At 64.1% G+C, this 14,563-nt stretch carries 14 protein-coding genes and 1 pseudogene; 5 read left to right on the forward strand and 10 right to left on the reverse strand.

Going from position 1 to position 14,563, the window contains the following annotated elements; genetic code table 11:
- Positions 1-96 precede the first annotated feature (96 nt).
- Both HWE17_RS04070 and HWE17_RS04075 read left to right on the forward strand, forming a co-directional pair.
- The gene (locus tag HWE17_RS04070) at positions 97-1,974 is read left to right on the forward strand and encodes a potassium transporter Kup (RefSeq protein WP_035823576.1); all 1,878 of its coding nucleotides are present in this window, start codon (positions 97-99) and stop codon (positions 1,972-1,974) included.
- A 145-nt stretch (positions 1,975-2,119) separates the two neighbouring features.
- The gene (locus HWE17_RS04075; protein ID WP_099401149.1) at positions 2,120-2,596 is read left to right on the forward strand and encodes an FKBP-type peptidyl-prolyl cis-trans isomerase; all 477 of its coding nucleotides are present in this window, start codon (positions 2,120-2,122) and stop codon (positions 2,594-2,596) included.
- 66 nt (positions 2,597-2,662) lie between these two features.
- Here HWE17_RS04075 and HWE17_RS04080 read toward each other — a convergent pair whose 3' ends face one another.
- From HWE17_RS04080 to HWE17_RS04090, 3 genes are read right to left on the reverse strand one after another with little or no spacing between them, the layout of a single operon-like run.
- Positions 2,663-3,334, reverse strand: a complete 672-nt coding sequence (locus tag HWE17_RS04080) for a diphthine--ammonia ligase (protein ID WP_176387891.1) — start codon at positions 3,332-3,334, stop codon at positions 2,663-2,665.
- Complete coding sequence (locus HWE17_RS04085) at positions 3,331-3,801, reverse strand: GNAT family N-acetyltransferase (protein ID WP_176387892.1); 471 nt, start codon at positions 3,799-3,801, stop codon at positions 3,331-3,333. The genes HWE17_RS04080 and HWE17_RS04085 overlap by 4 nt, the downstream gene beginning before the upstream one ends.
- A 40-nt stretch (positions 3,802-3,841) precedes the next feature.
- Complete coding sequence (locus HWE17_RS04090; protein ID WP_099401152.1) at positions 3,842-4,750, reverse strand: LysR family transcriptional regulator; 909 nt, start codon at positions 4,748-4,750, stop codon at positions 3,842-3,844.
- A 120-nt stretch (positions 4,751-4,870) separates the two neighbouring features.
- Between HWE17_RS04090 and HWE17_RS04095 the strand changes: the two genes are divergently transcribed.
- The gene (locus tag HWE17_RS04095) at positions 4,871-5,704 is read left to right on the forward strand and encodes a type 1 glutamine amidotransferase domain-containing protein (protein ID WP_099401153.1); all 834 of its coding nucleotides are present in this window, start codon (positions 4,871-4,873) and stop codon (positions 5,702-5,704) included.
- A gap of 67 nt (positions 5,705-5,771) precedes the next feature.
- Here HWE17_RS04095 and HWE17_RS04100 read toward each other — a convergent pair whose 3' ends face one another.
- On the reverse strand, positions 5,772-6,197 hold the full coding sequence (locus HWE17_RS04100; protein WP_099377761.1) for an organic hydroperoxide resistance protein: 426 nt from the start codon (positions 6,195-6,197) through the stop codon (positions 5,772-5,774).
- Between the two features lie 285 nt (positions 6,198-6,482).
- Here HWE17_RS04100 and HWE17_RS04105 point away from each other — a divergent pair, with 285 nt between their 5' ends.
- Both HWE17_RS04105 and HWE17_RS04110 read left to right on the forward strand, forming a co-directional pair.
- Positions 6,483-7,748 carry a histidine kinase gene (locus tag HWE17_RS04105; protein ID WP_035823591.1) on the forward strand — a complete coding sequence of 422 codons (1,266 nt, stop codon included), beginning with the start codon at positions 6,483-6,485 and terminating at the stop codon, positions 7,746-7,748.
- On the forward strand, positions 7,735-8,517 hold the full coding sequence (locus HWE17_RS04110) for a LytTR family DNA-binding domain-containing protein (protein WP_099401154.1): 783 nt from the start codon (positions 7,735-7,737) through the stop codon (positions 8,515-8,517). Before HWE17_RS04105 ends, HWE17_RS04110 begins: the two co-directional genes overlap by 14 nt.
- Before the next feature lie 72 nt (positions 8,518-8,589).
- Here the strand turns inward: HWE17_RS04110 and HWE17_RS04115 are convergent, their stop codons facing one another.
- The 6 genes and pseudogenes from HWE17_RS04115 to HWE17_RS04140 all read right to left on the reverse strand — a co-directional run.
- Positions 8,590-9,633, reverse strand: coding sequence for a histone deacetylase family protein (locus HWE17_RS04115; protein WP_176387893.1), 1,044 nt, complete (start codon positions 9,631-9,633; stop codon positions 8,590-8,592).
- Between the two features lie 28 nt (positions 9,634-9,661).
- Positions 9,662-11,263 (reverse strand): glutamate--cysteine ligase, encoded by a 1,602-nt coding sequence (gene gshA, locus HWE17_RS04120; protein WP_176387894.1) that lies wholly within the window; start codon positions 11,261-11,263, stop codon positions 9,662-9,664.
- Between the two features lie 216 nt (positions 11,264-11,479).
- Positions 11,480-12,310, reverse strand: coding sequence for a peptide chain release factor N(5)-glutamine methyltransferase (gene prmC, locus HWE17_RS04125; RefSeq protein WP_176387895.1), 831 nt, complete (start codon positions 12,308-12,310; stop codon positions 11,480-11,482).
- Between the two features lie 11 nt (positions 12,311-12,321).
- The gene (locus tag HWE17_RS04130; RefSeq protein ID WP_369681704.1) at positions 12,322-12,840 is read right to left on the reverse strand and encodes a disulfide bond formation protein B; all 519 of its coding nucleotides are present in this window, start codon (positions 12,838-12,840) and stop codon (positions 12,322-12,324) included.
- A 135-nt stretch (positions 12,841-12,975) separates the two neighbouring features.
- On the reverse strand, positions 12,976-14,052 hold the full coding sequence (gene prfA, locus HWE17_RS04135) for a peptide chain release factor 1 (protein ID WP_035823601.1): 1,077 nt from the start codon (positions 14,050-14,052) through the stop codon (positions 12,976-12,978).
- 86 nt (positions 14,053-14,138) lie between these two features.
- Positions 14,139-14,563: pseudogene (locus HWE17_RS04140) on the reverse strand (glutamyl-tRNA reductase); the annotation flags it as partial.

A 14,563-nucleotide genomic window follows, 5' to 3' on the forward strand; every position in this document is an offset into this window, starting at 1 on the left:
GACTTTGGGGCAGCCCGGGACCATGCAAAAATACTCTTGCTATTTGCTAATACCTATCATATTGTGCGATGCAACAAAACAAAAACGGGTGCAATCTTGACGTCGGAACATAAAAAAAGCGGCCTTGCCGGCATGACCCTGGCGGCCGTCGGCATCGTTTACGGCGATATCGGCACCAGTCCGCTGTACACCCTCAAAACGGTCTTCGACCCGGCCCACGGCCTGCTGCTCTCGCCAGAGAACCTGCTGGGCATCGTCTCGCTGATCTTCTGGGGCCTGACCCTGATCGTCTCGCTCAAGTACGTGACCCTGGTGCTGCGCGCCGACAACCGCGGCGAGGGCGGCATCATGGCTTTGATGGCGCTGGTGCTGTCGTCCGTCAGCCGCCTGTCGCGCTGGCATTTCCCGCTGATGGTGATCGGCGTCTTCGGCGCCACCCTGTTCTATGGCGACAGCGTGATCACGCCGGCCATTTCCGTGCTGTCGGCGATCGAAGGCCTGGAAGTGGCCACGCCCGCCTTCAGTCCGTATGTGGTGCCGCTGACGATGGTGGTGCTGGTGGCCCTGTACTCGGTGCAGTCGCATGGCACGGCCGGCATCGGCCGCTATTTTGCCCCCATCATGGTGCTGTGGTTTGCCGCGCTGGCCGGCATGGGCGTGGTCAACATCATCAAGTCGCCGGCCATCCTGGCCGCGCTCAATCCCCTGCACGCGGCCACTTTCCTGATGAATAACGGCTTCGTTGCCTTCGTTGCCCTGGGCGCCGTGGTGCTGGCGCTGACGGGCGCCGAGGCGCTGTACGCCGACATGGGCCACTTCGGCAAGAAGCCGATCCGCCTGGCCTGGTTCCTGATCGCCTTTCCCGCGCTGGCGCTGAACTACCTGGGCCAGGGCGGTCTGCTGCTGGCCCATCCCGAAGCCGTCACGAATCCGTTTTACCAGCAGCTGGGCGCGTGGAGCGTGTACCCGCTGGTGATTTTATCGACCATGGCCACCGTGATCGCCTCGCAGGCGACCATTTCCGGCACCTTCTCGATGACCAAGCAGGCGATCGCGCTGGGCTTCTTGCCGCGCATGCGCGTGCGCCACACGTCGGAAAGCGAAATCGGGCAGATTTACATCCCTGCCGTGAACTGGCTGCAGCTGGCCGTGGTGCTGCTCGCCGTCATCGGCTTCGGTTCTTCGGAAAACCTGGCCGCCGCCTACGGTATCGCCGTCACGGCCACGATGCTGTCGACCACCATCCTGACGTTCTTCGTCATCCGCTACCGCTGGAAGATGAACCTGGCCCTGTGCTGGGCCGCCACGGGCTTTTTCCTGATCATCGACGTCAACCTGGTGTCGGCGACTGCCCTGAAACTGTTCCATGGCGGCTGGTTCCCGCTGCTGCTGGGCTCGATTTTGTTCATCGTCATGCTGACCTGGAAGCGCGGTCGCCAGCTGGTGTTCCAGAACCTGGAAAAGCATGCGATCCCGCTCGACGATTTCCTCTCGTCGCTGTTCATCGCGCCGCCGCTGCGCGTACCGGGCACGGCTATCTTCCTGCGCGGCGAAACGGATGGCGTGCCGCATGCGCTGCTGCATAACTTGCTGCACAACAAGGTGTTGCATGAACGGGTGATCTTCCTCACCGTTTTCATGCATGAAGAGCCGTGGGTGGCGCCATCGGAGCGCGTGCGCGTGGTGGACCTGGGCCACCAGTGCTACCAGGTCAACGTGCATTACGGCTTCAAGGATGAACCGGATATTCCATCCGCGCTGGCGCAGTGCGCCCAGCAGGGACTCGATTTCGAGATGATGGAGACGTCGTTCTTCATCGCGCGCCAGACCATCATCTCGACGCCCGGTGCCGGCATGATGCCGTGGCGCGAGCACCTGTTCGTCACCATGTCGCGCAATGCGCGCACGGCGGCCGACTATTATCAGATTCCGAGCAACCGGGTAATCGAACTGGGCACGCAGGTGGAAATATAGATATTGTGTCAACGTTGCATCGAGACACATTTATTGCCCTGCTTACGTCTGCTTACAAATGGGCTACGCGAGTCCTGTTAAACTCCAGCCCGTACCGGTCCGCACCGTACGGGCTTAGCCACACACCAATATTTAAAGGGAAACCATGAAATCGGTATTTCAAATGATCGCCACCCTCGCTTGCGCCGTGGCCCTGACCGCTTGCGGCGCTGCTGCCAACACCGAGAAGCCGGTCGTGCTTGACCCGAACACGCAAGTCAAAGAATTCATTTTTCCTGACCTGGTGAAAGGCACCGGCACGGCCGCCGCCGCGGGCGATACCCTGACGGTGGTGTACACGGGCTGGCTGTATGACGCGAGCAAGCCGGACGGCAAAGGCGTGCAGTTCGATACGGTAATCCCGCCCAAAAGTTTTACGTTCGTCCTGGGTATCGGCAAAATGATTCTGGGCTGGGACCGTGGCCTGGTCGGCATGCAAGAGGGTGGCACGCGCCGCCTGCTCATTCCGTATGACCTGGGCTATGGCGTTGGCGGCACCCGTGATTCGACGGGTGCGGTGGTGATTCCGCCTTACGCTGGCCTGGTGTTCGACATCACGCTGCGAAAAGTAGAGAAAAAGTAAGCACGCGCAAGGTGCACGGACAAAGGGCGACTCCATGGAGTCGCCCTTGTTGCTTTTGCGGTGGAGTCAGGCGGGCGCCAGTTCCTGGAAGTAATACGTGGCGCCGCCCAGATTGGCTGGCGCGTCATATTGCAGCACCTGCGTGCGGCGCAGCGCCACCGGTGCGCTGAAGGCGGGCCCGTCGTAGACGAAGGTGTGGAATTCGCCGTTTTCACCGCAGGCGTCGACGCCGGGCGGCAGGTCGGCAAGGAAGGACGCATCGAACTCGCGCCCGCAAAATGCGCGCGGCAGGTGCTGGCCATTGATGCACACGACGATGGCCTTGAAGCCGGCGGCGAGAAATTCGTCGACCAGCGCGCGGCGGTCCCCGCCCCACAGGGGCAGGTGCGCCGTCAGGCCGGCGGCCGCACAGACTTTTTCTTCCCAGTCGCGGTGCGGCTGCAAGTCGATGTCGCCAAACAGCGCATGATCGATGCCCTCGGCCTTGGCCGCGCGCAGCATGGCGATGAATTGTTCCTCGTAGCTGGCCCAGCTGGCGTGATAGCGCTGCAGGCGTGCGCCCAGGCTGGCCGCCTGCGCCTCAAGCAGCTCGGGCGGCACGCCGTGCGAGCGCGACTTGCGGCCGTCTTCATCCATGGCCGTGATCAACAGGGGAACGGCCATGCCGGCGTTGCGCGCGCGCCACAGGGCCAGGCAGGAATCCTTGCCGCCGCTCCAGGAAATCAGGGCCGTCGTCATGCGGGTTGCTCCACCGCGCGCAGCATGTCGACGTGCTCAATGCCGTCTTCGTCGTACGGTGCGCTGACGGTGACAAAGCCGAAGGATTGATAGAAGCGTTCGAGGTACTGCTGCGCGCCGATGCGGATGGCGTGGCCGGGGTGCTGGCGTTCGGCGCGCGCGATGCCCTCAAGCAATAGCTGCTTGCCGGCGCCCGTGGTGCGCGCCTCGGGCGCCGTCAGCACGCGGCCCAGCGACATTTCCACATACTTGGCGCCCGGTGCCAGCACGCGCAGGTAGGCGGCCAGCCGGCGCTGGCCATCGACCGTTTGCCAGCCCAGCAAATGCATGGCTTGCTGGTCATGGCCGTCCAGGTCCGGATAAATGCACTGCTGTTCGATGACGAACACGCGCTGGCGCAAGGCCAGCACCTGGTACAAATCGTGGGGGCCGAGTTCGTCGAACGTATTCCATTGCCAGCTGATCATGGGTCATCCTTGATTGAGAGTGGCCATGATTTTACCGGCTTCAGACCGCTGGCGCGGGATAGCGCTGCGCATACCACTGCTTCAGGTGCTCGATGCAGCGCGTCACGCGGGGCGCCACCAGCTGGCGCGACGGATAGATGGCGAACAGCGCCAGGCTGGGGCGCTCCACTTCCGGGAACAGCTCGACCAGGGCGCCGCTGGCCAGTTCCTCGCGGCAGACGAAGGTGGGCAGGATGCCGATGCCCAGGCCGCGCAGGATCAGGCTGCGCATGAACAGGGTGTTGTTCGTGCGCACCCAGTTCGGCACTTCGATGTCGCTGTGCGGTCCCGCATGGCGCAGCGGCCAGCGGCTGCCGAACAAGGCGTGGCTGTAGATGAAGCAGCGCTGGCGCGTCAGGTCCGTGGCTTCCCGCAAGGGGCCGTGGCGTTCCAGGTAGGCCGGCGCGCAGCAGATGTGCAGGCGGTAGTCGTGGATGTGGCGCGCCACGTAGCTCGAATCGGTGAGCGCGGTGGTGACGCGAAAGCCCAGGTCGTAGTTGGCCGCCGCCAGGTCCACGTATTCATCCTTCAGGTCGACATCCAGGCGCAAGGCCGGCCAGTCGGCCATGAAATCGGCCAGGCCTTCGGCCAGTTCGCCCACGCCCAAGGTCAGCGGCGCGTTGATGCGCAGGCGGCCCGTCACGTGCGCCGTCGAGTGCGCCACCATGTCTTCCGCCTGCGCCAGTTCGTCGAGCAGCTTGCGGCAGTGCTCGAGGTAGGCGGCGCCCGTTTCCGTCAGGGCCAGCTGGCGCGTGGTGCGCGTCATCAGGCGCCCGCCCAGTTCCTGCTCCAGTTGGCCGATGCGCCGGCTCACATAGGAGGCCGACAGGTCCAGTTCATCGGCGGCGCGGCGAAAGCTGCCCAGCTCGGCCACGCGGCGAAACAGCTGCATCGCCTGCAATTTGTCCATTTCATTCCTATTCGGCGCTTCTATTCGGTCTTATTTTGCATCAGTGCTGTGCATTATTCATCATTTTTCCGTATTTTGATTCGGAATATGCTGGTGACCTCTCTACAGAAAGGCCACACCATGAAAAAATTACTGATCAGCAGCCTGTTGCTCGCCGCCTTTTCCACCGCCCAGGCGGCCGAGGTCCTCGTCGTGCTGTCGGACGCCAATCACCTTGACCTGCGCGACGGCAAGGTCTTCCCGACGGGCTTTTATCTGAATGAATTGATGCAGCCCGTGAAAAAGCTGCTCGACGCGGGCCACACGGTGACGTTTGCCACGCCGCAGGGCCAGGCGCCCACGCTGGACGCCAGCTCGGATACGGTCGACTACTTTGGCGGCGACGCCACCGCACACGCGGCGCACAAGGCGCTGCTGGACCAGCTGGCGCTGACGGTGCCGGGCCGCTCGCCCGTGATCAGCCTGAAGCGCGTGGAGCAGATCGGCTATGGCCACTACGCGGCCGTGCTGGTGCCGGGCGGCCACGCGCCGATGCAGGATCTGTTGAAGGATGCCAGCCTGGGCGCCTTGCTGCGCCAGTTCCACGCGGACGGCAAGCCGACGGCGCTGCTGTGCCATGGCCCCATCGCTTTGCTGTCGGCCTTGCCGCAGGCGGCAGCGTTTGCGGCCGCGCTGGAAGCGGGCCGCACGCCGCCCACCCCGGCGCACTGGATCTACAGCGGCTACCGCATGACGGTGATCAGCAATCAGGAAGAGCTGGCGGCGCAGGGCGCGCTGCAGGGCGGAACGATGAAGTTCTATCCGCAGTCGGGCTTGCAGGCGGCCGGCGCGCAGTATGTGCAGAACCAGGCGCCGTGGAGCAGCAACGTGGTGGTCGACCGCGAACTGATCACGGGACAGAATCCCGCCTCGGCGCCGGCCCTGGCGGACAAGCTGCTGCAGGCGCTGCGCTAAAAAAAATATCCCCGACGGCGCCTGATGGCGCGGCCGGGGATGGATGGACAATCGCGTCAGTGATGCATTAAACGATGGTCAAGGTCACGTCGATGTTGCCGCGCGTGGCGTTCGAGTACGGGCAGACGATGTGGGCGGCGGCGACCAGCGCTTCGGCGGCGGCGCGTTCCATGCCTGGCAGCGAGATTTTCAGTTCCACTTCGATGCCGAAGCCCGTGTCGATGGCGCCGATACCGACGTTGCCTTCGATCGACAGATCCGCTGGCACGGCGATCTTGTCGCGGCCGCCGACGAATTTCATGGCGCCGATGAAGCAGGCCGAGTAGCCGGCGGCAAACAGTTGTTCCGGATTGGTGCCGACGGCGCCATTGCCGCCCAGTTCTTTTGGCGTGGTCAGCTTGACGTCCAGCACATTGTCGGACGATACGGCACGGCCTTCGCGGCCTCCGGTGGCGGTAGCTTGAGCGCGGTACAGGACTTGTTTGATCGACATGATGGTTTTCCTCGGTGAGTTAAATAGTTAACGACTAAATAGTGTGCTACTTGTTTCGTGGGCTGTCGCCCCAGGATCCCCGTCTGCAGAAGCACTTGCCGGCGTCCATGTACACAATATATATCGCGCACTATTTAATTGCAAGCGATTTTATTTCGGGGTGGTGCGGATTGATGCTTTATTTTGATGCCTTTGTCGCCACTACCGGGCTTCCATCGCATAATGGCCACCGCCGGTGGGGCCGATGGTTATGCTTGGCTCCACTTCACACCCCAAGGAAAAATCATGACTAGCCTCTTCTTTATCCTGCGCATCACCGTGGCCACGATGGTCGCCTACATCATCGCCACGGCGATCCTGGTCGAGAATTTCTTGCGCTATATCTTCGGGCACACGGAAGGCTTCTTTGTCATCGTTGGCGCGCTGCTGGCCAGCGCCGTCATCACGAATGCGTTTTCGCACGTGCGGCGCGTGCGCCTGATCGCCGGCACCGTCAACGCCGGCACCCTGTCGAGCCGCCAGCGGCGCCAGATCGAGATTCCGTTCGAGGCGGGTGAGGCGTTCGACATGATCGACGCGGCCATCCGCGAACTGCCGGGCAGCGAAGTGGTCGAAAGCGCGCGTGACAGCCTGCAGGTGCAGGCTAGAGTGCGCCGCGCGGCGCCCTATACGCACACGGGCTTGCCGCGCATGCGCCTGCTGGGCTTCCTTGAGCCGCGGCCGAACCAGATCCTCGCCACCGTCACGCCGAATGGCGAAGCGGGCAGCGTGACCCTGATCTGCGAACCGGCGCGCAACGCGTGGACGGACTGGTTCCTCGTCGACCATGGCAGCAACCTGGAAAACGCGGAAGCGGTGACGCGGGCGATGACGCGCCGCGTGGCGCAGCGCCGGCGCGGTGAGCAGGCCGAGGCGCGCCAGACGGTGACGGAAAAGGAACTCACGGTGGCCAAGCTGAGCCTGCTGCATGCGCAGGTGGAACCGCACTTCCTGTACAACACCCTGGCCAGCGCGCAGCTGCTCACGCGCAGCGACCCCGTGCGCGCCGACGAGATGCTGGGCAACCTGATTTTGTACCTGCGCCACTCGCTGCCGCGCACGGAGCAAGCCATGTCGACCCTGGGCACGGAGCTGGAGCGGGCGCGCGCCTACCTCGACATCCTGAAAATCCGCATGGGCGGGCGCCTGAACCTGCAGATCGAAGTGCCGCAATACCTGCGCCAGGCGGAGCTGCCGCCGATGATGTTGCAAACCCTGGTGGAAAACGCCATCAAGCATGGCCTGGAGCCGAAAAGCGGCGGCGGCACCATCTGGATCATGGCGCGCAGCGGCAATGGCACGGTGATCGTCACGGTGGCCGACGACGGCAAGGGGTTCAGCGACGACGGCGCCGGCACGGGCATCGGCCTGCGCAATGTGCGCGAACGCCTGCGCCTGACTTACGGCAATACCGCCGCGTTTGCCATCGTCGCCAATTTCCCCGATGGCGTGACGGCCACCATCACGGTGCCCGACAGTACGGCGCAAGGAGTGTCCCATGCATCAGCCTGAGATGACTTGCGTCATCGCCGAAGATGAAACCCTGCTGCGCGATGCGCTGGTGGCCCTGCTGGCCGAGGAGTGGCCCTGCTTGCGCATCGTCGCCGCCTGCGACGACGGCGGCACGGCGCTCGAGGCCATCGCCACGCACAAGCCCGACGTCGCCTTCCTCGACATCCGCATGCCGGGCCTGACGGGGCTGGAAGTGGCGGCCGGCGTGCTCGACGCGAGTCCCGCCACGCAGGTGGTGTTCGTCACGGCCTACGACCAGTACGCGATCGACGCCTTCGACAAGGGCGCCGTCGATTATCTGTTGAAACCGATCGGACGCGAGCGCCTGCAGGCGACCTTGCAGCGCGTGCAGGCGCGGGCCGGCAAGACCCGTGCGGGCGACGGCGCGCTGGCCGGCCTGCTGCAGCAATTGAGCAGTGCTTTGCCGGCGGCCGCCAAGTCGCCGCCGCTGGTGTGGCTGACGGCCAGCAGCGGCAAGGATACGCGGTTGATCATGGTGGAAGACATCGCCTATTTTCAGTCCGACACCAAGTACACGGCCGTCATGACGGCCGAGGGCGAGGCGCTGCTGCGCAAGCCGATCCGCGAACTGCTCGACGTGCTCGATCCGGCCATCTTCAAGCAGATCCACCGCTCCACCATCGTCAACATGAAGATGGTGGCGTCGGTCACGCGCGACGAGGTGGGCCGCGGCGCCTTGCGCCTGAAGACGCGGCCGGAAACCCTGGCCGTGAGCCAGCCGTTCATGGCCTTGTTCCGGAATATGTAACGCCGGGGTCAGACCCCCGTATGCGTTGGCGCCAAGTTGTGCGTTAGCGGTGTTGAGGGTCTGACCCCAGAATTACTCCGCCGTCTCAAAACCTTCCAGCACATTGACGACATTGATGCCGATTTCCTTCACCGCATAGCCGCCTTCGAGGATGAAGGCGGTGGGCAAATTCAAATGCGCGAGGCGCTCGCCCACGCGCAGGTAGTCGCCGCTTTGCAAGGCGAAGTGCGACAGCGGGTCGCCAGCGAAAGTATCCACACCGAGCGAGACCACCAGCGCGTCGGGCGCATACATCTTGATGCGCAGGCAGGCCGTTTCCAGCGCGGCGAACCAGCTGGCCGTGGTGCTGCCGGCCGGCAGCGGCAGGTTGACGTTGTAGCCGAGCCCCGCGCCGCTGCCCGTCTCGTCGGCGTGGCCCAGATAAAACGGATACTCATTGCGCGGGTCGGCGTGGAGGGAGGCGAACAGCACGTCGTCGCGCTGGTAAAAGATGCTTTGCGTGCCGTTGCCGTGGTGGTAATCGATATCGAGGATGGCGACCTTGCGGGCACCGTCGTCGAGCAGATGCTGCGCGGCCAGGGCCGCGTTATTGAGAAAACAGTAGCCGCCAAAAAAGTCGCTGCCCGCGTGGTGGCCCGGCGGGCGCGTCAGGGCGAACGTGGCCCGCTCGCCCAGGCGCAGTGCGTGGGCCGCGTTGACGGCGCAGTCGGCGCCCGTCTTGGCCGCCGTCCACGTGCCGGCCGTCAGCGGCGTGCCGTTGTCCATCGAGTACAGGCCCAGCTTGGCCGTGAAGTCGTCCGGTTCGATGTCGCTGCGCAAGGTGCGCACGGGCCACACGGATGGCAAGGCGTCCTTGCCCGCGTTGTCGGGGTCGAGCGCCAGCCAGTCGTGCCAGGCGTGGCGCAAAAAATGCAGGTAACGGGGCGTGTGGATGCGCTCGAGCGAGGTCAGCGGCACGCCGTGGGGCGTGACGATGCGGCCCAGGTTGCGCCGTCCCAGCTCGGCCACCACCATGTCGGCCCGTTCCGGTGCCTCGAAGCACGGCACCATGGCGCCGCGAAACCATTCGAAACGGCCCCGATGCTGGCCGTGCAATTCATTGTAGAAGGTCAGCATGGGGCGCCTGGCAGGAAGTCAGGCAGGATCAGGTGTGCGAGCACAGGGTGCTGGCGCGGTAGGCGGCGACGAAATCGTCGAAGCTGCCGGCTGGCGCCGCTTCCATGGCGCGCTGCTCGGCCAGCGAGCTGGCGGCCATTTCGTCGAAATACGCGCTTTGTTCCGATGTTGGCGGATGCGCGCGGAAAAACGCCGCATGGCGTTCGCTTTGCCGCAGGCCGAAGGCGGCAAACGAGCCGCCATTGGCGCGCAGCTCGGCCAAGACGTTGGCCGATGGCGTCGCATCGGGGTCGGCCAGTTTGACGGCTTGCGCCGCCAGGCTGTCCGCGTGCTGCGTGCCGCCATGGCGAGAGTCGAGCAGGGCCGCCACGGGGGCGATGCGTGCCAGCAATTCCTCGCCCCAGGCCTGCAAGCTGATTTCCTCGCCATCGCGGCGCAGGGTCAGGCCCGGCTTGCGGCCTTCCTTGACGGTGCGCGCAAAATTGTTTGTGTAGCAGGCGCTTTGCTCGGCCGAGATGGGACCGCTGTCGTCGAGCGCGCAGAACAGCAAAAAGGCGTCGAGGAAGCGGCCCGTTTCCAGGCTGATGCCGACCGGTTCGAACGGATCGACATCCATGCAGCGCACTTCGATGTATTGCACGCCGCGCAGGCACAGGGCCTGGATCGGGCGCTCGCCCGTGCGGATCACGCGTTTCGGGCGGATGGTCGAATAGTATTCATTTTCGATCTGCAGCACGTTGGTGGACAGCTGAATCCACTCGCCATCTTTTTTGGTTCCCAGCGCTTCGTACGGCGGATACGGGTCGTTGACGGCGTGCGTGAGCGCGTTGACGTAGTCTTCCAGGCTGTTTTCGTGCGGGCGCAGGCCGGACTGGGCATCGTTCTGGTAGCCGAGGTCGCTCATGCGCAGGCTGGTGGCGTAGGGCAGGAACAGAGTGTCGTCAGACAAGGTCTCGAGCTTGTGCGCGCGGCCGCGCAGGAAACCGGCGGACAGGGCCGGCGACGCGCCGAACAGATACATCAGGAGCCAGCTGTAGCGGCGGAAATTGCGGATCGTCGCCAGATAGCTTTCCGACTGCACGTCTTTCGGCGTGGCCACCGCCTGCGTGGGGCTGGCGCTGGTGTCCGGGTTGCTGGCCAGCACTTGCCACAGCTGTTCGTCCAGCGAGTAGTTGTAATGGATGCCGGCGATGCATTGCATGGCTTTGCCGTAGCGCAAGGCCAGGCCGCGCCGGTAGACATGCTTGAGCATGCCCATGTTCGACGTGCCGTAGTTGGCGATCTCGATGTCCGCTTCGGGCGGCAGCTGGCACGGCATCGACTGGCTCCACAGCAACTCGTCGCCGAGGCGGCTGTAGGCATGGCGGTGTACGGTGTCGAGCTTGTCGAGCGTGACGCCGATGTCGGCTTCGGCCGGGGTGATGAATTCGAGCAGCGCTTCGGCGTAGTCGGTGGTGATTTCAGGGTGCGTCAGCGCCGAGCCCAGGGCTACCGGGTGGGGCGTGGAAGCCAGATGGCCGGCGTGGTCGACGCGCAGGGTTTCACGCTCGATGCCGCGCAAGCCGCCCAGCAGCGCGCGGTTGGCATCTTCGGTCAGCAATGCCAGGCGGCGAGTCAACAGGTTGGGCAATTTGAGCTTCCTTTCTTGTGCAGCATATAAATAATTTGTGCTGAGATTAACCGAATTTTGGCAAATGCGTCGGCGCCGGCCCAAAAAACGCCGCGTCGCCAGCGTCCGTCCCGGGCAACGGGGACGGCGCTTCGGTCAGGAATTCGCTTGATAGTTTAACAAACTGCGGGGGGATCTGGCGCGCTGCCGGGTCAAGCTTTGCGCAGGTGGCAGCCGTCAGCCCAGGCGGGCGCCGCTGACTCTTTCGATGCCGGCCAGGTCGCGCCAGCTTTGCACTTTGTTGTAGCCGGCGTCGGCCAGCAAGCCGCGCACGGATGCGGCCTGGTCATAGCCGTGTTCCATCAGCAGCCAGGCGCCCGTCGCCAAATGGCGTGCGGCGCCGGAGACGATGCTGCGCAGGGCCGACAGGCCGTCCGCATGGTCGGTCAGCGCGCCGGCCGGCTCGAAGCGCAAATCGCCTTCGGCCAGGTGGCGGTCGCCGCTGGCGATATAGGGGGGATTGGAGACGATCAGGTCGAACTTTTCCGTGCCCAGCGCTTCGAACCAGTCGCTGGCCATGAAGGTGATGTTGACGCCGTTGGCGCTGGCGTTGCGGCGCGCCACGGCCAGCGCCGTACTGCTGACGTCCAGGGCCGTGACGACGGCGTCAGGGCGCGTATGCGCCAGCGCAACGGCGATGGCGCCGCTGCCCGTGCCCATGTCGAGCACCCGCCCGCCCGGTGGCAATCGCTCAAGCGCCAGTTCGACCAGCACTTCCGTGTCGGGGCGGGGGATCAGCACGGCGTCGTTCACTTCGAACGGCAGGCCGAAAAATTCGCGCTGGCCGACGATGTAGGCGATCGGCTCGCCCTGCAGGCGGCGCGCCAGCAAGCCGGATAAACGTTCGGCTTCAGCGGGAGTGAGTACGCGCTCCGATTGCGTGATCAGGCTCACGCGCGACAGGCCCAGCGCGTGGCCCAGCAGGATGCGGTTGTCGAGCGGATCGAGCAGTGGACGGATTTGCAGGGCGCCGACAGTGCTGCCGGCGGGAATCAAGGTTTCTGTCATGGTGCTTTCAATTATTTCTGACGGCGCAGCAAGGTCCACAGCATGGCGATGGCGAAGATGGCGAACCAGGCGAATGCCCATTGCGGGATCGACAGGCCGAAGAACGGTTCGCCAGCGCTTTCGCAGGCGCCATACGATTCAAACATGAAGGGCATGAGTTCGGCCGTGAAGACCTTGTTCAGCGCCGTTTCCACCGGGTCGATGCCGCACGAGAAGCCGGGGTTGGCCAGCACGTACAAATGCTTGGCGCCCACGCCCAGGCCGCCCAGGGCCGCCAGCAAGCCGATGCCAGCGCCGATTTTCGGTTTGTTTGCCGCCGCGCCGGCCAGGCAGGCAATGCCGATGGCGAGGAACAGGTAGCGCTGGATCACGCACAGCGGGCACGGCGCCATGTTCATGGCATGCTGCAAATACATGGCCACGCCCAGCATCAGGAAACACAGGGCGGCGATCAACAGGAGGACGGTGCGTGAATTTTTCATGGGCGACACGGTGAGGTGGATGGAATCGAGCTGGTCATTTTCGCACAAGGCTGGATTTTTATTGCTTAGCCGCTACTTAAAGCTGTCGGCTTACGCGCTGCGGGCCAAGCCGACCTACCACTGCGGCATAGGTCGGCGTAGGTCGGCTTAGCGCAGCGTAAGCCGACGCAACGGCGTCAGCATTTAGTCGCCCAGCGCCGCCAGCAACTCCGCCTGGTGCTCAGCCGCCAAGGCATTCGTCAAATCCGTCAAATCCCCATCCATGATGAAGTCGAGCTTATATAAGGTCAGATTGATGCGGTGGTCCGTCAGCCGGCCTTGCGGGAAATTGTAAGTACGGATGCGCTCGCTGCGGTCGCCCGAGCCGATCAGGCTCTTGCGGGTGGCCGCTTCCTTCGACTGCTGTTCGCGCAGCTGCACGTCCTTGATGCGCGCGGCCAGCACTTTCATCGCCTGCGCCTTGTTCTTGTGCTGGCTGCGGTCATCCTGGCATTCCACGACGATGCCGGTCGGCAAGTGGGTGATGCGCACGGCCGAATCCGTCTTGTTGATGTGCTGTCCACCGGCGCCCGAGGCGCGGTAGGTGTCGATGCGCAAGTCGGCCGGGTTGATGTTGACGTCTTCCACCTCGTCCGCTTCCGGCATCACGGCCACCGTGCAGGCGGACGTGTGGATGCGGCCCTGCGTTTCCGTGGCCGGCACGCGCTGCACGCGGTGGCCGCCCGACTCGAATTTCAGTTTCGAATACGCGCCATTGCCCACCACGCGCACGATCACTTCGCGGTAGCCGCCCAGGTCGGAATCGGACGAGGACACGAGTTCCACCTGCCAGCGGTTGCGCTCGGCAAAACGCGTGTACATGCGCAGCAGGTCGCCGGCGAACAGGGCCGATTCATCGCCGCCCGTGCCGGCGCGAATTTCCAGGAAGATATTGCGTTCGTCATTGACGTCCTTCGGCAGCAGCATGGTCTGCAATTCGCGTTCGAGGCGCGCCATGGTGGCCTTGGCCGCTTCGATTTCTTCCTGGGCGAATTCCTTCATGTCGGGATCGCCCAGCATCTCTTGCGCCGTCGTAATATCATTGCCCGCTTCCTGGTAGGAACGGTACAGGGCCACCAGCGGGCCCAGTTCGGCGTGCTCGCGCGTCATCTTGCGGTAGCTGTCCATGTTCGACGTGGCGTCCGGATGCATCAGCAGTTCGTCGAGTTCGACCAGGCGGTTCGCCAGTTGATCGAGTTTGGCCAGCATGGATGGTTTCATAGCGATTCGCGGTAAAAGAGTGTGGGGATGAAGCAGGCCCGGCAGGCGGGCAGGGGGTGGCCGCGCGGGCGGCCAGCGGGGCTGCGCTAACGGCGGGGGCGGAACAGTTTCGGCAGCAGGGTGACGAGCTGCTTGCGCTCGTCGCCTTGCGCGTGGTGCAGCGCCTGCTGCGGACCGTGCAGGAACTTGGCCGTCAAGCCTTTTGACAGCGCTTCCAGGACGGCGTCGATATCGGCGCCCTTGGCCAGCATTTTGCGCGCCCGTTCCACTTCCATCAGGCGCAGCGCTTCGCTGTTTTCATGCAAATGCTGGATGACGGGCACCATGGCGCGGTCGTCGACCCAGCTCATGAACGATTGCACGCGCGTCTCGATGATGGATTCGGCTTGCGCCACGGCCGCTTGCCGGCTTTCCAGGCCCGTCTGCACGACCTTGCCCAGGTCGTCGACCGTGTACAGGAAGACGTCGTTCAAACGGCCCACTTCCGCTTCGATGTCGCGCGGCACGGCCA

The organism is Janthinobacterium sp. BJB401 (assembly GCF_013372745.1).
GTDB classification, from domain to species: Bacteria; Pseudomonadota; Gammaproteobacteria; order Burkholderiales; family Burkholderiaceae_D; genus Janthinobacterium; species Janthinobacterium rivuli.